Raw genomic sequence first — 18,729 nt, 5'->3', positions numbered from 1 at the left:
ATCCACCCGGCGATGATGCCGGGCCTGCCGGTTCGGGTGCGCCGCAAGCCGCGACGAGACCCGCGAGGATCACCAGGAGCGTGACGAGGTACCGAGCGGTGTGGTGTGTCCCCGATGACGTCACGGGTCCATTGTGCATTCGCGCGGCTGTGCGGACGGAATGCCTCGCCCGGAGCTGCTATCGGCCGGCGTCGGCCGTGGTGCTCGCGGTGCGCCCGGTCAGCTCTGCGACACCCGGTCCCGACGCCACGGCATCGGGATCGGGATCGGCAAGCGTGGGCGTCCGGTGACGTAGAGCGACCCGGGAAGGTGACGCAGGATCTCGACGAGTAGCAGCGAGCCGGCCAGGGTCAGCAGGTACACGACGAAGGTGCTCCAGGGCTCGCCGATGAGAACCAGCATCGCGGGCCTGCCGTTCATCTGCGGGTACAGGATGAAGAACAACACCAGTACGTGGCAGAGGAACACGCTGAAGGACCGGTTGGAGGCGAACGACACCGCGCGGGCGAACCGCGGCGTCATCTCGCGCCAGTGCTCACCCCAATGCGCGGCCACCGCATACAGGCACGTCATCGCCACGACGAGAAACGGCACGAGCGCGGGGTAGAACGCGGAGTTGTTGTCGTGCACCGGCTTTCCGTCGTACCACACCCCGTAGAGGTAGGTGCCCAGGGCGAGGGCAGCCGTGGCCAACAATGCGCCGAACAGCCACCAGCCCTTACCGGACAGCCAGCGTCCGATCTCTTCGCGATGCACCGCGGCGATTGCCCCGTAGAAGATGAAGAACTGGTACGGGATGAAGGTCGCGTAGTTGTGCCACCAGTACGTGGCGACCGAGGCCGGTGGCTCCCAGTAGGTGATGGTGACGGTGATCGCGAGCTGCGCGGCGAGGCTGGCCAGCAGCACCCACTTGTGTTTGCCCACGGTGGCCCGCACCAGCCACAGAACCAGCGGGAAGAGCAGATAGACCTGCAACATCACGAACAGGAAGTACATCTGGAAGCCCGAGAGGCCCCACATCGCGAGTTTGCCGAACTCGTTGAGGCTCGTCGGGACCTCGCGCAGCCGTCCGTGTACCCACATGTCCTCGACGACCCAGTAGATGAACGACCAGATCACATAGGGGAAGATGACGAGCTTGATGCGCCGACGCCAGAAGGCGAACGTCGAGAAGTCACGCTTGTCGAAGTTCTGGTACATCAGCACGAAGCCGGTCAGCGCGAAGAAGGTGTTGCGGGTGAAGTGCAACAGCATCGAGGTGGTGTTGACCGGCAGGCTGGTGAACTCGTCGGTGGTCTGGGTGAGGCAGTGTACGAAGATGACGAGGGAGAACGTCGTCGCGCGGATGAGATCGACGTGGTGCAGGTAGGCCCGCTTGGAGCGCTGCCCGACGGACGAGGCGGTGGCCGAAGGTGCCTGCGTCTGCACGCCGGTGGTGGTCGCGCGCGTGAGTGCTGTCGTCATTCCTCAACTCTCGAACGGCTGCTCGGGACGGATGATCGCCACGTTGCGCGGGGTGGTCCGCGACACGGCCGACGTGCGGATGCGTCGTCGCACCCGAAGACCGTCGTGATCTATCCGTGATCAAGCGTCACAGTATCAGCGTCACCTTGCGGGTCGCTGAGACAATTCTGGACGTACGTTCCCAAGTGAATAACATCACATGAATTTCGCGAATCCGACATGTGCTCTTCTGATGCGCGTCGCCCTGACCTCATCTTTCCCTGCAGGCGACCGATGGGATTGCACTGAACGAAATCCTGTTGCCGTCCCTGCGAACGCGGCAGGCTGGCTGGCGCCTGCCCGCTCGGGCCACTCGCGGCGCGTGATCCGCGACATCGAATCCGAGCGGACCACGAGTTCGACAAGGGAGAGGACAACACATGACAGATCAGCACACCGGGGGAGCGTCGAAGAGGTCGGTGGCCATCGTCGGCGCCGGACTGGCCGGGACCAGCGCGGCGCTTGGGTTCGCTGACGCCGGCTTCGAGGTCACCCTCTACAGCGACCGCAACCGCGAAGAGCTCCGTGACAAGGTGCCGCCGACAGGGGTGGGCGTGCTGTTCGGCAAGCCACGGGAGTGGGACGCGGAGATCATCGAGGATCTCTACGAGGTCGGCAACACCACCGGCATCAGCGTTCGCCTGCACGCGGGTATAGGCGACGAGCGCGCCGATGTGCTCGCATTCAATCCCGACTACGGCTATGTCGCGCAGGCGGTGGATCTGCGACTGCGGGCCGACGACCGCCTCGGCCGTTTCCTGGACCGTGGCGGGCGTTTCGAGGTGGGGCATATCGACGCCGCTCGCCTCGACGAGATCGCCGGTGCCCACGACGTCACCCTCGTGGCCACCGGCAAGGGTGGCCTGTCGGCACTGTTCGGGGTCGACGAATCGCGTACGCACTATCACGAGCCGCAGCGCCGGCTTCTGCAGGTGACCCTCGAGGGTGTCGACCACGGCCCGGACACATTCGCCTACCGCTCGCGCGAGGGCGGGCAGCACTCGCTGTTCAATCTCGACAGCGACAACGGCGAGATCTTCGTCGGCCCGTTCCTGCACAAGGATGCCGGATCGACGTGGTCGTTCATCGTGTTCGCCAAGCCCGACGGGCAGTGGGCTCCGCTCATCGACAACGTCGTCGACGCACGATCGGCACGCCAGACCGTCCTCGACATCTTCGAGAAGTTCTTCCCGAAGGACGCCCCGGTGGTCTCGCAACTGCAGGTGATCGAGTCCGATCCGTACTCCTGGCTGACCGGCGCGGTGACCCCGACGGTTCGTAAGGCCGTCGGACACACCGCAAGTGGTCATGTGGTCGCCGCCATCGGCGACACCGCGATCGCCGTCGACCCGGTTGCGGGTCAGGGTGCGGCGAACACCCTCATCCAGGTTGCCGAACTGGTGAAGGCGGCTCGCGCCCGGTTGGCCGATGACCCGAATGCCGCCCTCGACGAGAACTGGCTGACCAGCGAGTTCGAAAAGCACTGGGAGCGACGTGGTCACGCAGCCACCGAGGTCACCCGTCTGTACCTCGGCGATCCGGACTTCGCCACCCACCTCGAGCTCGCGTTCCCGGCGGCGGCGGTGAACACCGACATCGCCTCCGCCTTGTTCGGACTGCTGTCCGACCCGAATCCGTTGCTGTCGTTGAAGTCTCGCGACGACGTGTTGGGCTTCATCTCCGCCGTGGCCGGCGAGCCCGCCGACGATGTGCTGGCCCGGTTCACGCCGGCCGGGGAGTTCAGTGCCGCTCCCGAGCAGAAGGAAACCGTCCCCGCCTGAGCGGTATCACCGGTGGCCTCTCGACCGCCGCGGTTGTGTCATACGAATACAGATTCCACCAAGTTGGCCGAAAACCCTGATTTTCGGGGTCGAGGGTCCGCTGGCGTGGAATCTGTATTCGTATGCGGGGCGATCGATCAGCGATCGTCGTGCGCCGGTGCCGTCAGGCCGACGGCGGCGACGATTTCGTCCACGAGGCGATCGAAGGTTCTTGACGACGGCGAAACGACCGACGAATGGGTTTGTCCGGCAAAGACTATGAGTCGGGCATTGCCGCCGACCGCGGTGTCGGCGGTGACGTAGTCCTGGGTGAGAATCGCCGGCACTGTGGTGTCGAGGCTGCCGACGAGCCCGATCACCGGGACCTGCGGGTCGAGATTCTGGATCGGATCGACAGCGGAATACCGACGCGGCACCCGTTGCGGCGGGCCGCCGAGCACCCGCATCACATTGCGGTCGCCGAGCGCTGCGGCACGACGCATGTCGAGCGGCCCGGCGATCGACATCGCCACCGCTGGCCGATATCTCACCGGTACACCGAGAGCGTCGACGCTGCGGTAATCGCGGGTGGCGGTCCACACCGCGAGCTGGGCGCCTGCAGAGTGACCGACCACCACGGATCGTCGTGTATCGATGATCGGGTAGTCCCGGGCCACGGCCGGGATGTCATTGACGGCGGCGGCGACGTCGGAGAATGTGGTCGGCCAGCCACCGCCGCTGCCCACACGCCGGTACTCGACGTTGAGTACCGCCACTCCGCGGTCGGCGACGCTGGCGGCGAAGACGTTGAAGCTGCCTGCGCCGATGGTCTTGCCCCATCCACCACCGTGGATCAGGATCACCAGCGGTATCCGGCTCAGGTGTTGATGGTCGGGGAGATACAGGTCCATCCAGTTCTGAGTCGGATCGGGGTGGGGCACCGGGTAGTCGATGCGCTGAATCCGGAGTCCGGCGGGTGCCACGGGCACCGGGGGTTGCGCCGCGTCATGGGTGCCCGCGCAGGCCGCGAGCCCGAGCACGACGCACAGAGCCACGACCGCGTAAGCGAGTGCCGACCGCACTCGCGCGACACGCGACGGCGACGGGGGTACGCGCTCGGTGGGCACCTCCACATTCTGTCGCCATCGCGTCGGCACCGCCCATCCGACACCGACATTTCCGCTGTGTGATACCCAAAGGGCACAAAACAGGTCAGGAGGGGCAACGATGAGCGGTAAAGGTTGGGGTCTGGCGGACGCCCCCTCGCAACACGGGCGGGTGGCGGTGGTGACCGGCGCCAACTCCGGGATCGGGTTGGAAACCGCACGTCAGCTCGCCGGATTGGGTGCGCGAGTGGTGTTGGCCTGCCGCAACCCGCGCTCCGCCGCCGAGGCTCGTGACACCATCGCGGCAAGCGTGCCCGACGCCGACCTCGACATCGCTCGCCTGGACCTCAGTGATCTTGCGTCGGTACGGGAATGTGCGGAGAAGCTCTGTGCCGAGTACCCGGTCATCGACCTCGTGGTCGACAATGCGGGCCTGATGCGCCAGCGTCGCGAACTCACCGTGGACGGCTTCGAGATGGACTTCGGCACCAACTTCCTCGGCCACTACGCATTCAACGGTTTGCTGCTCGGCGCGGTGACCGCCGCCGAGGCCGGGCGCTTCGTGACGGTCGGTTCCAAGGTGTATCGCGCAGGCCTCATCGACTTCGACGACCTGACCATGGACCGCGGGTTCACCGCCGCGCGTGCATATTCCCGCGCCAAGTTCGCGCAGCTGGTGTACGCGGTCGAATTGCAGCGGCGACTCACCCACGCCGGGCAGCGCGCGTTGTCGGTGGCCGCGCATCCCGGTGCCACACAGTCCGGTGTCATGCGCGATCAGAACGCACTCCTGCAGTGGCTGTTCACCACACCGTCACTGCGCTGGCTGCGGCGCACCTTCATCATGGAGCCCTCCGGTGGGGCGCTCATCACCGTGCGTGCCGCCACCGATCCGGCGGTGCTCGGCGGTCAGTACTACGGCCCGCGTGGCGCCATGGGTTTCAGCGGTCCGCCGGTCCAGATCCCGTTGGCCGAGAAGGCCACCGACCCCGTGCTGGGTCGGCAGCTGTGGGAGTGCGCGGAGAAGCTCACCGGGGTGCATGTCGATCTGTAGGGGAATCGGGCGATGGCGATTTCACCCGTACACGTGACCGTCGACCCGTACGATCAGACCGATGACTCGATCAGCCGGCTTCCTGCGTATCGGAATCGCCTACACCATCGCCATCGTGGTCGGTCTGGTCTGGCTCTTGTGGGGTCCGCACCTGTCGATGCCATGGCTGAACGCATTGATCGCCGACGTGCTCGCGACGCTGGTGGTCTTCATCTTCAGTCGGGCACACCACAATTCGAGCTTCTACGACGCATATTGGAGCGTGATCCCGCCATTGCTGGTGGTGTGGTGGTGGGTCGAGGGCGACGCGGGAATCGCGGCGGTGCACTGCTGGCTGCTCACCGCGCTGGTCGTGGCATGGTCGGTCCGCCTGACGGTCAACTGGGCCAGGGGGTTTCCCGGGCTCCATCATGAAGACTGGCGGTACCCGATGTTGCGCGATCAGGCCGGACGTGCCGAGGTCGTCGTCGATCTCACCGCGATTCATCTGATCCCGACGCTGCAGGTGTTTCTCGCGCTGATGCCCGCATACATCGCGGTACGCCAACCGGATACCGAGGTGCCGTGGCTGACCGCGGTCGCGCTGGTGGTCGGGGTGGCCGCACTTGGTCTCGAGACCGTCGCCGATCGTCAACTGCATGCGTTCGTTGCGACGGCCCCGGCCGGAGCGGTCATGGATCGCGGGGTGTGGTCGTGGTCGCGACACCCGAACTACTTCGGCGAGTTCGGATTCTGGTTGTCGCTGGCGTTGTTCGGGGTGGCGGCAGCTCCTTCCGACGCGTGGTGGATGTTCGCCGGCGCGGTGGTGATGCTGGCGATGTTCCTCGGCGCCAGCATTCCGATGATGGAACGGCGCAGCCTCGACCGGCGCCCCGACTATGCGAGAGTGATCGGCCGGGTGTCGAAGTTCGTGCCCTGGCCACCACGACCGACCGTGCAGACCGATCCGGCGTGAGCAGGCCACGGGTGGTGATCGCCGGGCTCGGCGACACCGGCACCCTCACCGCGATCCACCTCGCACGTCACGCCGACGTCGTCGGGATCACCGTCGCACCGGGCCTGATCAGCGGGCAGGAACTCGGCATGCGGTTGACCCGTCCAGAAGCGTGGGCACACGAATATGCGTTGCCCTACCGGCGATATCGCGCGCTCGACGCCGCGACGATCGTGCACGGACGCATCACGTCACTGGATCCGGATGGGCGGCGACTCACCGTCGCCCGGCCCGACGGCACGATCCTCGACAAGGCGTATGACGCCCTGGTCATCGCGACCGGCGTCACCAACGGGTTCTGGCGGACCACCCGGTTCCGCGACGAGAAGCAGGTGTCCGCGGAATTGGCCGACCATCATCGGCAGGTCCGCCAGGCGCGCTCGGTGATCGTCGTCGGCGGCGGGGCGTCGGCGGTCAGTGCGGCCGCCAACATTGCCGCACACAGCCCGGATACCAAGGTGGACTTGTATTTTCCCGGTCCATCGCCACTGCGGACGCACCATCCGCGCACCTGGCGCACCGTCGGTGCGCGGCTCGAACACGCAGGGGTTCGGCTGCACCCCGACCATCGCGCCGTCCTCACCGACGTCGACACAACCCGACTCGACGGGGGCACGGTGCACTGGTCCACCGGCCAGCCCCCGGCGCAGGCCGACCTCGTGGTGTGGGCGGTCGGCCGCACCGCCCCCAACACCGACGGACTGCCGACTGCGCTGCTCGACGACGACGGCTTCGTGCAGGTGACGCCGACCCTGCAGAACCCGTTGTATCCGAACATCTTCGCTGTCGGCGACGTCGCCGCCACCGATCCGCTGAGGTCGTCGGCACGCAATCGCGCCGACCGGCTGGTCGCCCACAACGTCCGTGCCCACCTACGGGGCGGCCGGCTGCGGACCTATCGGCCGCCACCCCGACAGTGGGGGTCGGTTCTCGGCCCGCAGAGCGACGGTCTGCAGGTGTTCGCGCCGAACGGCCGCGCGTTCCGGTTCCCCGCGTGGGCGGTCGAGAGGGTGCTCTGGCCGGTCATCGTGCGGCGTGGGATCTACCACGGTGTACGTCCGGAACGGGAAGGCCCCGATTGGTGACGACACGATCGCGTCCCTACCGTTACAGTCCGGGGTTCAACTGTCAGGTTTGTTCTGTATTCTGTGGTCCTGTCTCACGTGAAAGGGGGAGCCATCATGATCGACAACATCTTGTGGAACGCGATTCAATCCAACGACACCGTGCTCGCTGTGCTGCAGTACATCTTCAGCGGCGTCAAGTAGAACATGACCGGGCATGCCCCGATCCTCGATGAGGATCGGGGCATGTTGTTTGTCCGACGATGCCTGCGTGCGAGGGTCTCAACCGGCGAATCGTCCGGCGAACGCACGCAGTGGCAGGTCGGCGCTGGTGACGATACCGGGCGGCGCGGCAACGACCGCGCGGATCGCATGGAGCGCGGGCATTCCGGTGACCGTCATCCCGATCGACGCGAAATTCTGCGGATCGGAGAGATCGACGCCGGGCCGCGGGAAGATCATGTGCTTGTTGTAGACACAGGGATCGCCCTGGATCTGAGTCAGGTAGCAGCCCTTGATGTCCCACGAGGGATCGGTGTGCGGCGTCATCTGCCACTCGAGGTGGGACTCCACACGCGGGACCCCGCCGACCATGCCCTGATAGCGGATGTAGCTGCCGCCCAGCGATCCCTTCGGTAGCTGATACCAGCCGAGATCGACGTCCTTGGTGCAGGCGCCGAGCTCATAGCCGAACGTGACCTCGTCGAGTGGGAGGTCGAAGGCGTCGGCCATCAGATACACCGAGTCGGCGAAGACCGCGGTGTATTTGTACAACATGTCCGGCAGACGCGGATCATCCACGGGCAGGCCGTAACCCACTTCTCGCCAGGTCTGCGCGGAGTGATGGCAGGACACGTCGACCGACTCGGTCACGGTGATGTTCTCGATGTCGGCGACGTCGGCGGAATTGACGATGCCGAGGATCTGACAAAGCCCCGGATTCATCCCGGTCCCGTAGAAGGTTGCCCCGCCACGTGCGCAGGCATCGGCGATCACCTCGCTGACGCGTCGCCCCGATGGATGCGGGTGGTTGGTGTCGCGGTGGTAGCCGGTGATCCAGTCGGCGGTGGTCACGACGTCGATCCCCGCTTCGAGGACCGCCACGTAGAGGTCTTCGTCGGGGAAGACACCGTGAAAGGTCACCACGTCCGGGCGCGCGGCGATGATCTCCGCGACGGACCCGGTGGCGCGCACTCCGATCGGTTCCATCCCGACGATCTCACCGGCGTCGCGGCCGATCTTGTCCTCGGTGTAGCAGTGCAGCCCGACGAGCTCGAGATCCGGGTGGCGCTGGATGCGGCCGATGGTCTCGGTGCCCAGATTGCCGGTGGCGACCTGGAATACGCGGATGGGAAGGCTCATCGGGATTACCTCTCGCCGTGGTGTGGTGTCGGGGATCAGGCGCTGGTCACGTGCGCGGACGGATGCAACGGAACGATGGCCCCACTGTGCGGCATGCGTGGGTCGGTTCCCAGATCCTCGCCGTCGGGGTAGAACTGCTCAGCCCAGCGTCGAAGGGCGGTGAAACCGGCGAACTCTTTGCGGGACAACGCCGGTGGGTCAGAGTAGCGCTGGTGCGACCAGATCTCGACGTCGGCGGCGAACTGCTCGATGACCAGGTCGGCCATCGTCTGCCCGTAGGGGGTCATCCCGGTGGCGTTCTCCTCGCCGGGTTTGCGGCCGATCCACACGGTGAACCGGACGTCGCAGGTGTGCTCGTCGACCGGGGTGACCGCGGGCATCGTCCGGTTCTCGATCATGCCCCAGGACCTCGTCACCGAGCAGCCGAGCCCGGCGTTGATGGAATAGACTCCGCTGCCGGCATTCTCGAGGGTCTTACCCTCCTCGAACGCGATGGTGAAGTCGACATAGGACACCGGGCCGTCGAAGTCGTGCCGGGTGAACTCCGGCATGAACGGTGTCTTGTGCACAAAGAGGAAATGCGCGAAATCGACGCCGTTCTCCAGCACGTACTGCGGGTGCAGCTCGAGCCCGCGCCAACAGCGGATCGCCGCCGGCACCGGCGGATAGTAGCGGCGCGCGACGTCGGCGTCGTCCCCGAACGCGGTGAAGATGTCGGGCACCTCGAAATACGGTGCGCGACCGTGCTTGTCGTACCAGATCCAGATCGACTCGTTGCGCTCGACGACCGGATGACTACGGATACGGCGGCCCTTGTTCGGGCGCGCCTCGTACGGGATGCACACGTTGCGCCCTTCACTGTTCCACTGCCAGCCGTGGAACGGGCACTCGAGGTTCTCGCCCTCGACATGTCCGCCGTATCCGAGGTGGGCACCGAGATGTTCGCAATACGCGTCGAAGACCGAGACCCGGCCCGACGCCGACCGCCACGCGACCATCTCCTGGCCGAAATAGGTCATCCGGACAACCGCGCCGACCTCGATCTCCGCCGACCACGCGACCTGGAACCAGCCGGTCGGTTCCATCGACAACGGAGTCTTGGCCACCTCGGGTCCTTCCGGCAGTTCGCCTCGCCCGCGGGCTGTCGCGAGCGATGTTCCCACCAGAAAAGTAGAACCCTCTACGAAAAAATACAAGAGGGTTCTACGAAAAGCCTCGCGCAGTAGGCTCCAGATCATGACAGAGGCTGCGGTGCGTCGCCCCAACAAGCGGGGACAGGCCACACGCGACGCGATGCTCGACGCCGCGGTGGCGTCGTTGGCCACCGGTGATCCGGGATCGGTCTCGGGCAACCGCATCGCCAAGGACATCGGGGCGACCTGGGGAGCGGTCAAATACCAGTTCGGCGACATCGACGGACTCTGGGCGGCGGTGTTGCGCCGTACCGCGGAGCGCCGGGGCACCCTACCGGTGCGCGACTTCGACCACCACAGCTCGCTGGGCGAGCGTGTCCACGCCATCGTCGACCTGATGTACGAGGGACTCACCGCGCCGGACTCGCGCGCGATCGAGACCCTGCGCGCCGCTCTGCCGCGCGAGTCCGCAGAACTCGAACGCCTCTACCCGCAGACCGCCACCGAACTGCGCTCGTGGGCGCCGCAGTGGAACACCGCCTGCCAGAACGCATTCGGCGATCTCACGATCGACCCACAGCGTGTGACGGCGGTGGCCGCCTTTCTACCCGGCGCAATGCGGGGGCTGGTCTCGGAGAAACAACTCGGCAGCTACAGCGACCTCGACGTCGCGCGTCGCGGACTCGCCGACGCCATCGTCGCCTACCTCGCGCCGACTGTGGAGAGCGGTCAGGACGAGGCCTGATCCGACTCCGACTTCGCGATCTCGGCGCGGACCTCGTCCATGTCGAGGCCCTCCACGGCGTCGATGAGTTGCTCGAACTGCGCTGCGGGTAGCGCGCCGGGCTGATTGAAGACGAGGACGCCGTCGCGGAAGGCCATCAGCGTGGGGATCGAACGGATACCCAGGCTCCCGGCGAGCTGCTGCTGCGCCTCGGTGTCGATCTTGCCGAAGGTGATGTCGGGGTGGGCTTGGGCGGCCTTGTCGAAGACCGGCGCGAATTGGCGGCAGGGCCCGCACCAGCCGGCCCAGAAATCGAGGAGCACGATGCCGTCCTGTTCGACGGTGGCTCCGAAGTTCTCGAGAGTGATCTCGTGTGTACTCATATCCCTGTCAAGGCCGACCCACCAGGGCCTATTCCCGACGACCCGGTCAATCCACCGGGACGCCCAGGCCGGCGCGCGCATCGGCGATCTCTCGGGTGATCCGCGCCGCGTCCCATCCGAGCTCGGCGCCGGCGATCTGTGCCATCTCGGTGAGGTCGTCGTCGGCGGGCCGACCCACGGTCCCGATGCCGGTGCGTCGCAGCAGCAGATCGAGCAGGGTGCGTGGCGATTCGTGTCGCGCGGAGTGGGCCACGGCCGCGAGGGGGATGCCGTCGTGGGTGACCGTGCGCGCCAGGTCCGGGCGCTCGATGGCCGTCGCCAGCACGTCGTCGGCGTCGCTGCCAAAGATCTGCTCGACGATCGCGACCGTCCGTGCATCGAGCCCGCCGGCCTGCCGGACGTGCTCGCCGGTGGGTAGGCAGCCCGCGAGAAGTGTTGATGCGCTGGAACTCCGGCGTACCGACAGCCCCTCACGTTCACTCAGCGCGGTGACCGCCTTCTGTGCGAAGGCCCGCGAATTGGTGTACTTGCCGCCCGTCGCGGTGACGATGCCGGCGAGTCCGTCCCTGCGGTGGTCGACGAGTTCCGAAGCGCGACTGGCGTTGTAGGTGTCCTCGCCGTTCTGCTCGGTCAGTGGTCGCAAGCCGCCGTAGGCCGCGACGACGTCGTCGAGATCGAGCCGGACCGGGACCATCGATGCGGAGTTGATCGCGTCGAGGAAGGTCTCGATCGACGCGCGCGTCAGTCGCCAGTCCTCGACCGCGCCCCGGTACGGGGTCTCGGTCGGCCCGATCAGTGAGAGCCCACGCCACGGCGCGAAACTGAAATGTCCGTGCCCGGAAACGGTGAGCACCATCGTCGTCGACAGTTCACGGGTGACGAGATAGATGCCTTCGGACCGGACCGTAGGCGGTGGTCCGGCGAGGGTTTCGGTGAGCGGACTGCCCGCCAGCACGTCGCGCGCCCACGGCCCGGTCGCGTTGACGGTGACGCGGGCGCGCACCTCACCGACCTCCCCGGTCAGCCGATCGCAGATGTGCGCCCCGACCACACGTCCACCGCCACCGATGATCGTCTGCACCGCAACACCATTGGCGACAAGGGCCCCGTGCTCGGCGGCACTGCGCAGGAAGGCCAGGGTGAGGCGTTCGGGGAAGGCCATCATCGCGTCGTGGAACAGGGCGCCGGAATGCAGGTCGGCCAGGCCGCGCGCGGCGAGCTCGTCGTGATCGAGAATGCGATGGCGCGGAATGTGTTTGGTGGGATCGCCGATCCGGTTGCGGTCGGCCGAGAGGAGGTCGTAGGTAGTCAGTCCGAGGCGTTCGACGATGCCGGGATCGGGCAGCACCATCGGGATCGGTGAGACCAGGTTCGGGGCGATCGACATCAGGGTCCGCCGCTCCGCCAGGGATTCGCGCACCAGCCGGATATCGAACTGCTTGAGGTATCGCAGTCCGCCGTGGATCAGTTTGCCCGTCGCCGCCGACGTCGCACCGCCGAAATCGGACCGTTCGACGAGCGCGACGTCGAGTCCGCGGCTCGCCGCTTCATAGGCGATCGCCGCACCGGTGATGCCGCCACCGATGACCAGGACGTCGACCGTCGTCGTGCGACCGCCGAAGTCGTTGCGCCGCAACCGGGGTGCGGGACTCATCGGCCGGTCCCGGAAGGATCGGTCCCGCCGAGGTCGGCCCGGATGCGGGCGAGTAGGTCGGTACGTTCGCTCTCGACGTTGAGCCAACCCAGGCGCAGGATGCGGGCCGTGGTCATCCACGGCGCGATCCGCTCGGCTCCGATCCCGGTGCGGCGTCGGTATTCGGCGAGGTAGAACCGCAACATCACCCGCCGAACCGATTGGTAGACAACGCGTTGCAGCGCCGAGATACCGGGGAACAATTCGGCTTCGGTGAACAGCAAGGACGTCGCGGCGACGTCGGCGGCGGGGTCGCCGAGCGCTGCCGACTGCCAGTCGATCGTGGCCAGTCCGCCGTCGTGTTCGAACACGTTGAGCGGATGGAAGTCCAGGTGCAGCACCGAATCACCACTCGGCAGTGCGCGGATTCGACGGCGCAGCACGTCGCGTTCGGGGTCGTCGAGGTCGGACAACGGAGCGGTGTCGAGCAGCGAGACGGCCACCTCCCGCACATCGGGGAAGACGTCGCTGCGGGCGGCGTGGATGCGGGCGTGCTCGGCGGCGAGCATCCGGGCCACCGCCGGGATGCGGTAGGGGCGTCGTTCGGCGACGGTGGTGAGGGCCACCCCGTGGAGACGATCGAAGACGATTCCGACCCGCCCGTCGTCGAGCGCAGCGGTGCCGTGACAGCGAATCGGGGTGATGCCCAACGTATTCGCCTCGATCGAATCGCGGACCTCGGTGGCGATGGCGGCGTCGTCGAGGGCCCCGGTGAACACCTTGACGACCCGGTCGGGACCCCACTCGAAGATGTCGGCGGTGCGACCGGTGGCCAGTTGACGCCCGGGCGTTGCGGTCATCCGATCTCCTTCGTGCCGCCGTATCCGATGCGCAGCGCATGTTCGATGACACCGTGCTGCTGGGTCTCGTTCAGGGTACGGGGTGCCCCGATGGCGTGTGCGCGCCAATAGATCTCACACAACCACTCGAGCAGCAGCGCGTTGTCGGCGGCGGCGGCGAGGTCGTTGCCGAGGGCCACCGCACCATGATTGGCCATCAGTGCCGCGAGGCGTCCGCTCAGCGCCGAGTGCACCGCCGTGGCGAGCTCGAGGGTGCCGAAGGTCTCGAATGGGGCGACACGCAGCGATCCGCCGAGAGAGAGCTGTTGATAGTGGATCACCGGCAACTCGGTGCACACGACGGACAGCGCCGTCGCGAATCGGGAGTGGGTGTGCACCACCCCGGACAGGCCCGCGAACTGCGGCTGCCGGTACACCCCGAGATGCAGGTCCACCTCGGAACTCGGCGACAGATGCCCATCGAGTACCGCGCCGTCGAGGTCGACGACGGTGACCTCGTCGGCGTCTGCGGAGGTGAGATCGATCCCGGATGCGGTGATGGCCACCACCCCGTCGATCCGGGCACTGACGTTGCCTGCGGTACCGATGAAGAGCCCGCGTTCGCCGAGGTAGCGGGACATCGCAGCGACGCGTTCGCGCAGACCGGTGGTGTCGACTGTCACGCACAACAGCGTGAGTGGACGGAAAACCAAAGTCAAGTTTGGTTGTGTGTCGCTCGACGTTCGGCGGATATGGTGGGCCGGTGTATTCCGCTCCAGACGAGCCGGCTCCGGCCGCTCCGCCGAAAGACGATCTTTCGTCGGTACCCCTGAAGCGCACGCCCACCCAGTCGCGATCACGCGAGAAGGTCAGCAAAGCCCTCGCAGCCGCCGACCGGATCGCGGTGCGCGAGGGTGTCGACGCCCTGACCCTGACCCGGGTGGCCGAGGAGGCGGGACTCTCGGTCGGCGCCCTGCATCAGTATCTGCCCGACCGTGACGCGATCGCCGCCGCCCTCGTCGCCCGCTACCACGAGCGCATCGAGAACCTGATGGACGACGTCATCGATCGCATCGAGGTCGAGGAGCTCGCCGACCCGGTCGCCGAGGTGATCGGACACATCGCGGGGATCTACACCGACGAGCGCAGCGTGCAGATCGTGCGGTCCATCGCGCGGCTGCCGGGTGGACCCGGGCGAGCACACAAGGCGCGGATGGCGGTCAAGGTGTGCGAGCTGATGCAGGCGTGTGGACTCACCGGATGCGATATGACGGTGGCGCGCACCGTGTTCGCCGCGGCCGACGCAGTGATGCACGAGGCGTTCAGTGCGGTGGGTGAGGACGGTGCGACCACCCCGGACACGGCGTTGCTGGCCGAGTTGGAGGACATGATCCGGGCGTACCTGGATCAGCGCTGACCCGGAGGGTCTTGATCAGCGCTGACCCGGAGGGTCTTGATCAGCGCTGACCCGGAGGGTCGGAATCGCCGACCACCTCGAGCGCCGACAATCCGACGAGCAGCGCGCGGAGACCGAGCAGAAGACTCTCGACGTCGGTGGTGTCGGGATCGGCGATGCGATGCAACGAGAATCCGTCGATCATCGCGAGCATGGCGTCGGCGGCCAGCGGGTTCTCGACACCTGCGGCATTCAGCGCGCGGCGGGCAACGTCGCGGGTGGCCTCGATGATCGTGACGACCCGCTCGCGCAGCTCCGGCTTGCGCGAGGCGTAGAGGTAGATCTCGAACTGTGCGACGGTGTGCGGGTCGTGTTCGCTGCGGATGAAGTCGACGAAGCTGCCGATCAACCGGCCCGCCGACGCGGGGCCGTCATCGAACGCGCCCTCGAGTGCCCCGAGTCGGGCGACCTCGCGGTCCATAGCCTCGGTCACGGCTTCGGCCATCAGCTCGTCGATCGACTCGAAGAAGTAGCTGGTCGACGACGGGGGTAGTCCGGCCGTCGCGGCCACTGCCCGGTGGGTGACGGCGGCGAGACCCTGCTCGGCCATGATCTCGATGGTCGCGTCGAGCAGCTTCTGCCGACGCTGACGGCTGCGTCCGCGGACGCCCCGCTCGGTGCTCTGGTGGCTGGTCATCACACCGCGCTCGGGGCCGGACGCCAGCGCGTCGTGTCGATGCGTCGCGCCAGCGGGATGACCGCGACGAGACCGGCCGCGGGGATGAGGAATCCGAGACCGATCCCGGAGCCCGATGCAATGGCGCCGATGATCACCGCGCCCAGTATGACTCCCGCGTAGTTGAAGAGGTTCACCCGTGCGATGACCTCGTCGCGGCGTGCGGGCAGGATGCGTCCGGCCGCGGCGAAGGTCACGGGGATCAGGATTCCGCCGCCGATGCCGGCGATGGCCAGGCCCACGATCGCCCCGGCGAAGGCCGGGACGGCGGCGATCACCACACAGCCGGCGACGCCGATGCCGATCGCTGCCAGGGCCAGACGCGTGATGCCCACCCGGATCTCCAGGCGGTCGGTCACCAGGCGCGACAGCAGGGTGGTGACCTGATACAGCGCATACCCCAGTGGGGCGAGGTGGGCGAGGTTGTCGAAGGCGTTGGTGAGGTAGACGGTGCTCCACGTCGAGACCGCGGAGTCGAGCATGTAGATCGCCATCAGCGTGGCACCGACGAGCCAGATCGCGCGGCGCGGCAACGGGATTCGTTCCGCGTCCGGCGCAGGTGACGGCTCGGCGTCGGGCTGGGCGTGGACCGCCTCCCGGGACGGATCGAGGCCGACGACGCCGAACACCGCGACCGCGAGTTGGATCGCGCCGGCGGTCAGCAGCGCTCCGATCGCGCCCGCCGCGGTGGACAGGAAAGCGCTCATGGCCAGCGCACCGAGGGCGGCCGCCGCGGTGTAGGCGGCATAGAAGCGTCCGAGATGCGGTGTGGCCGTGCGGGCTTCGAGCATGGTGCCCTGCATGTTGGCGGCGGCATCCATGGTGCCCAGGCCGATGCCGTAGACCACCACGGCTGCGATGAACGCGGCGAACACGGGCGCGAAGGCCATCGTCGCGATCGCCGCCACCTGCACCGTCAGGGCGGTGCAGACCGCAACCCGGCTGCCCCGGCGTACCGAGATCAGGTCGGCGGCCACCGAGCCGATACCGGCCATGACGCACGTGCCGAGCAGGATCACCGCGACGCCCTGGTCGTCGATTCCCCAGGTGTCCTGGAAGGTCGGCAACGCCGTCATGACCGCGGCGTATCCGAGTCCCTGCGCAGCGTATCCGCAGGCCACCGCGGTCTTACGGACCCGCAGTGAGGGCAGTCCCTCGACCGTGCCCGGTCCTGTCGGCGTGATCTGCATGCCTGGTCCCCCTGTCGGTGTGCGGGTCAATTATCACCGGCGCGTGGCGTGGTGGACGCCGAAACCTTGCCGGACTCCAGAGTCTGGACTAATGTCCCGGTTACTCCCATTAAGAGTGCGGGAAGTCGACGCCGCAAGTGGGAAGTTTCAGTGTTTACGTCGATGAAACTCGAGAATTCTGCGGCAGCGTCGCCAGCCGAACGAGTCATTTGTCCAGAAATTAGGGATGTGTGTGATTGCACGCTGTCTCCGGGAAGCGGGAGCTGTGAGCGCAGATGTGCCGACGGCGCTGGTCACCGGTGCCAGCTCGGGTATTGGCAAGGGCTTTGCCGAACGGTTCGCCAGGAACGGCCACAACGTCGTGCTCGTCGCGCGTCGGGTCGAGCGACTGCGCGCCCTCGCCGAGAGTCTCGAGCGTCGATTCGGGGTGTCGGCGGCCGTCGTACCCGCCGATCTGGCCGACCCTGCCGCGCCGGGCGCGCTCGCCGCACATCTTCGCGAGGTTGGCCTCGACATCGGAATCCTGGTGAACTGCGCGGGTTTCGGCACCGCCGGTCGGTTCGTCGACGAGGACGCCGATCGGATCCTCGAGGAGATGACGGTTGATGTGGTGGCGCCGGCACTGCTCACCCGCCACCTCCTGCCCTCGTTGCTGGCGGCCGGTCCGGCGGGCGCACTGATCACCGTGTCGAGTACTGCCGGTCACCAACCGGTGCCCAATCTCGCCGTCTATGCCGCCTGCAAAGCTTTCGTGACGTCGCTGACCTCGGCCATCTGGGAGGAGAGCCGCGGAAGCGGTCTGCGCGTCCTGGCTCTCTGCCCCGGGCCGACCGCCACCGAGTTCTTCGAGGCTTCGGGCTCCGAACAGTTCAAGGTCGGTCGGCTCGGCACCGTTGAGGAGGTCGTCGATGCCGCATTCGCCGCGCTCGACACCACGTCCGGGCCGGTGGTCACCGTCGGCCTCGGCAACCGCATCCAGGCGTTCGCCGCCCGATGTGCCCCGCGTCGGCTGGTGCTGACCGTCGGCGCCCGATCGACCACCCGGGCCGGCAGCGGCCCTCGAGAAAAGGATGGCCGCCCATGCTGATCGACGTCGACGAGCGCGTCCGCGCCGAGATCAACCTCGACGCCGTGCTCGGGGCACTGCCGACCCTGGTCGAATTGGTGCCCGACGCCCGCGACATCCTGTCGCCCATGCGCTCGGACACCACGTTGACACTCCGGGCGCCCGGCGGACTGAACGCGCGCTACACCTTCGGGAGCGGCGGTATCCGACCTGGTTGGGGCGCAGGCGGTCCCACGTTGTTCTTCACCTCAGCCTGCCATCTCAACGCGGTCGTCGCCGGTGATTCGTCGCCCATCCCGGCCACCGGACCGCGCGGGCTACGATTCCTCACCACGGTGTTCACACCGCTGACCAACCTTCTCGGTGAGTATCTGAGACCCGACCCTCAGCGTCTCGCCGACCCGCGGTTCCGGGAGATCTCCACGTTGCTGACCCTCGAGGTGGTGGCCGGCGCACTCACCGTTGTTGCCAATCATGATGACAGCGGCCGATTCTCGGCGGCGCATATGCCCGACGGGCGCATCGACATGCAGATCGGTGACGAATACACCTATCGATTCCGGGTCGCCTCGTCGTACATGCGACGCACCGACGTCACCTCTGCCCGTCCGACCGCGGTCTTGCGTTTCGCCGACCTGACCGTGGTCGGCGACGTGCTCGCCGGGCGCGAATCCTCGTTGGCGTGCGTTGGCGACGGCCGCATAGCCATGTACGGACTGATCCCGCTCATCGACAACCTCAACCGCATCCTCGACCGTGTCGGGGCCTACCTGGAGCCGTGATCGC

At 67.0% G+C, this 18,729-nt stretch carries 18 protein-coding genes; 8 read left to right on the top strand and 10 right to left on the bottom strand.

What is annotated here, in order from left to right:
- Nucleotides 1-219: 219 nt before the first annotated feature.
- A complete protein-coding gene (locus tag P3L18_RS04865) occupies nt 220-1,464 on the bottom strand; it encodes an acyltransferase (protein ID WP_276113453.1) in 1,245 nt (414 codons plus the stop codon).
- Nucleotides 1,465-1,883: 419 nt separating this feature from the next.
- Between P3L18_RS04865 and P3L18_RS04860 the strand changes: the two genes are divergently transcribed.
- Nucleotides 1,884-3,284, top strand: a complete 1,401-nt coding sequence (locus P3L18_RS04860) for a styrene monooxygenase/indole monooxygenase family protein (RefSeq protein WP_276113452.1) — start codon at nt 1,884-1,886, stop codon at nt 3,282-3,284.
- A 137-nt stretch (nt 3,285-3,421) separates the two neighbouring features.
- Here the strand turns inward: P3L18_RS04860 and P3L18_RS04855 are convergent, their stop codons facing one another.
- Nucleotides 3,422-4,390, bottom strand: a complete 969-nt coding sequence (locus P3L18_RS04855; RefSeq protein ID WP_276113451.1) for an alpha/beta hydrolase — start codon at nt 4,388-4,390, stop codon at nt 3,422-3,424.
- Nucleotides 4,391-4,490: 100 nt separating this feature from the next.
- On the opposite strand from P3L18_RS04855, the gene P3L18_RS04850 reads away from it, so the two are divergent.
- From P3L18_RS04850 to P3L18_RS04840, 3 genes are all read left to right on the top strand, one after another.
- Nucleotides 4,491-5,423 (top strand): oxidoreductase, encoded by a 933-nt coding sequence (locus P3L18_RS04850; protein WP_079931147.1) that lies wholly within the window; start codon nt 4,491-4,493, stop codon nt 5,421-5,423.
- A 61-nt stretch (nt 5,424-5,484) separates the two neighbouring features.
- Nucleotides 5,485-6,378 (top strand): DUF1295 domain-containing protein, encoded by an 894-nt coding sequence (locus tag P3L18_RS04845; protein WP_276113450.1) that lies wholly within the window; start codon nt 5,485-5,487, stop codon nt 6,376-6,378.
- A complete protein-coding gene (locus tag P3L18_RS04840) occupies nt 6,375-7,502 on the top strand; it encodes an FAD-dependent oxidoreductase (protein WP_276113449.1) in 1,128 nt (375 codons plus the stop codon). The genes P3L18_RS04845 and P3L18_RS04840 overlap by 4 nt, the downstream gene beginning before the upstream one ends.
- Nucleotides 7,503-7,763: 261 nt before the next feature.
- Here P3L18_RS04840 and P3L18_RS04835 read toward each other — a convergent pair whose 3' ends face one another.
- Both P3L18_RS04835 and P3L18_RS04830 read right to left on the bottom strand, forming a co-directional pair.
- Nucleotides 7,764-8,843 carry a dihydrodipicolinate reductase gene (locus P3L18_RS04835; protein ID WP_020173248.1) on the bottom strand — a complete coding sequence of 360 codons (1,080 nt, stop codon included), beginning with the start codon at nt 8,841-8,843 and terminating at the stop codon, nt 7,764-7,766.
- Between the two features lie 35 nt (nt 8,844-8,878).
- Nucleotides 8,879-9,949 (bottom strand): Rieske 2Fe-2S domain-containing protein, encoded by a 1,071-nt coding sequence (locus P3L18_RS04830; RefSeq protein WP_276113448.1) that lies wholly within the window; start codon nt 9,947-9,949, stop codon nt 8,879-8,881.
- Between the two features lie 130 nt (nt 9,950-10,079).
- Between P3L18_RS04830 and P3L18_RS04825 the strand changes: the two genes are divergently transcribed.
- A complete protein-coding gene (locus tag P3L18_RS04825) occupies nt 10,080-10,721 on the top strand; it encodes a TetR/AcrR family transcriptional regulator (protein ID WP_276113447.1) in 642 nt (213 codons plus the stop codon).
- Here the strand turns inward: P3L18_RS04825 and trxA are convergent.
- From trxA to P3L18_RS04805, 4 genes are read right to left on the bottom strand one after another with little or no spacing between them, the layout of a single operon-like run.
- On the bottom strand, nt 10,706-11,083 hold the full coding sequence (trxA, locus tag P3L18_RS04820; protein WP_014361789.1) for a thioredoxin: 378 nt from the start codon (nt 11,081-11,083) through the stop codon (nt 10,706-10,708). The two genes, P3L18_RS04825 and trxA, sit on opposite strands and share 16 nt — an antisense overlap.
- 46 nt (nt 11,084-11,129) lie before the next feature.
- Nucleotides 11,130-12,737, bottom strand: coding sequence for an FAD-dependent oxidoreductase (locus P3L18_RS04815; RefSeq protein WP_265077080.1), 1,608 nt, complete (start codon nt 12,735-12,737; stop codon nt 11,130-11,132).
- The gene (locus P3L18_RS04810; RefSeq protein WP_079931140.1) at nt 12,734-13,576 is read right to left on the bottom strand and encodes an aminoglycoside phosphotransferase family protein; all 843 of its coding nucleotides are present in this window, start codon (nt 13,574-13,576) and stop codon (nt 12,734-12,736) included. Before P3L18_RS04810 ends, P3L18_RS04815 begins: the two co-directional genes overlap by 4 nt.
- Nucleotides 13,573-14,238 carry a class II aldolase/adducin family protein gene (locus P3L18_RS04805; RefSeq protein WP_276113446.1) on the bottom strand — a complete coding sequence of 222 codons (666 nt, stop codon included), beginning with the start codon at nt 14,236-14,238 and terminating at the stop codon, nt 13,573-13,575. Before P3L18_RS04805 ends, P3L18_RS04810 begins: the two co-directional genes overlap by 4 nt.
- Before the next feature lie 80 nt (nt 14,239-14,318).
- On the opposite strand from P3L18_RS04805, the gene P3L18_RS04800 reads away from it, so the two are divergent.
- A complete protein-coding gene (locus P3L18_RS04800) occupies nt 14,319-14,972 on the top strand; it encodes a helix-turn-helix domain-containing protein (protein WP_276113445.1) in 654 nt (217 codons plus the stop codon).
- 40 nt (nt 14,973-15,012) lie between these two features.
- On the opposite strand, the gene P3L18_RS04795 is transcribed toward P3L18_RS04800, so the two are convergent.
- Nucleotides 15,013-15,648, bottom strand: coding sequence for a TetR family transcriptional regulator C-terminal domain-containing protein (locus P3L18_RS04795; protein ID WP_276113444.1), 636 nt, complete (start codon nt 15,646-15,648; stop codon nt 15,013-15,015).
- The gene (locus P3L18_RS04790) at nt 15,648-16,877 is read right to left on the bottom strand and encodes an MFS transporter (RefSeq protein ID WP_276113443.1); all 1,230 of its coding nucleotides are present in this window, start codon (nt 16,875-16,877) and stop codon (nt 15,648-15,650) included. The genes P3L18_RS04795 and P3L18_RS04790 overlap by 1 nt, the downstream gene beginning before the upstream one ends.
- Before the next feature lie 265 nt (nt 16,878-17,142).
- Between P3L18_RS04790 and P3L18_RS04785 the strand changes: the two genes are divergently transcribed.
- Together P3L18_RS04785 and P3L18_RS04780 are read left to right on the top strand one after the other, a co-directional pair.
- Nucleotides 17,143-17,964 (top strand): SDR family oxidoreductase, encoded by an 822-nt coding sequence (locus P3L18_RS04785; protein ID WP_276113441.1) that lies wholly within the window; start codon nt 17,143-17,145, stop codon nt 17,962-17,964.
- A complete protein-coding gene (locus P3L18_RS04780; protein WP_276113440.1) occupies nt 17,958-18,725 on the top strand; it encodes a hypothetical protein in 768 nt (255 codons plus the stop codon). The genes P3L18_RS04785 and P3L18_RS04780 overlap by 7 nt, the downstream gene beginning before the upstream one ends.
- Nucleotides 18,726-18,729: the final 4 nt, after the last annotated feature.

The sequence above is a fragment of the Gordonia sp. N1V genome (genome assembly GCF_029269935.1).
Classification (GTDB): Bacteria; Actinomycetota; Actinomycetes; order Mycobacteriales; family Mycobacteriaceae; genus Gordonia; species Gordonia polyisoprenivorans.
This window is presented reverse-complemented; position numbering and strand designations above follow the sequence as displayed.

What these genes read in the sequence shown, in the direction of transcription:
- trxA (WP_014361789.1), bottom strand. Translation starts at nt 11,083, where the DNA reads ATGAGTACACACGAGATCACTCTCGAGAACTTCGGAGCCACCGTCGAA.
- P3L18_RS04865 (WP_276113453.1), bottom strand. Translation starts at nt 1,464, where the DNA reads ATGACGACAGCACTCACGCGCGCGACCACCACCGGCGTGCAGACGCAG.
- P3L18_RS04845 (WP_276113450.1), top strand. Translation starts at nt 5,485, where the DNA reads ATGACTCGATCAGCCGGCTTCCTGCGTATCGGAATCGCCTACACCATC.
- P3L18_RS04825 (WP_276113447.1), top strand. Translation starts at nt 10,080, where the DNA reads ATGACAGAGGCTGCGGTGCGTCGCCCCAACAAGCGGGGACAGGCCACA.
- P3L18_RS04790 (WP_276113443.1), bottom strand. Translation starts at nt 16,877, where the DNA reads ATGCAGATCACGCCGACAGGACCGGGCACGGTCGAGGGACTGCCCTCA.
- P3L18_RS04850 (WP_079931147.1), top strand. Translation starts at nt 4,491, where the DNA reads ATGAGCGGTAAAGGTTGGGGTCTGGCGGACGCCCCCTCGCAACACGGG.
- P3L18_RS04810 (WP_079931140.1), bottom strand. Translation starts at nt 13,576, where the DNA reads ATGACCGCAACGCCCGGGCGTCAACTGGCCACCGGTCGCACCGCCGAC.
- P3L18_RS04795 (WP_276113444.1), bottom strand. Translation starts at nt 15,648, where the DNA reads ATGACCAGCCACCAGAGCACCGAGCGGGGCGTCCGCGGACGCAGCCGT.
- P3L18_RS04815 (WP_265077080.1), bottom strand. Translation starts at nt 12,737, where the DNA reads ATGAGTCCCGCACCCCGGTTGCGGCGCAACGACTTCGGCGGTCGCACG.
- P3L18_RS04835 (WP_020173248.1), bottom strand. Translation starts at nt 8,843, where the DNA reads ATGAGCCTTCCCATCCGCGTATTCCAGGTCGCCACCGGCAATCTGGGC.
- P3L18_RS04780 (WP_276113440.1), top strand. Translation starts at nt 17,958, where the DNA reads ATGCTGATCGACGTCGACGAGCGCGTCCGCGCCGAGATCAACCTCGAC.
- P3L18_RS04860 (WP_276113452.1), top strand. Translation starts at nt 1,884, where the DNA reads ATGACAGATCAGCACACCGGGGGAGCGTCGAAGAGGTCGGTGGCCATC.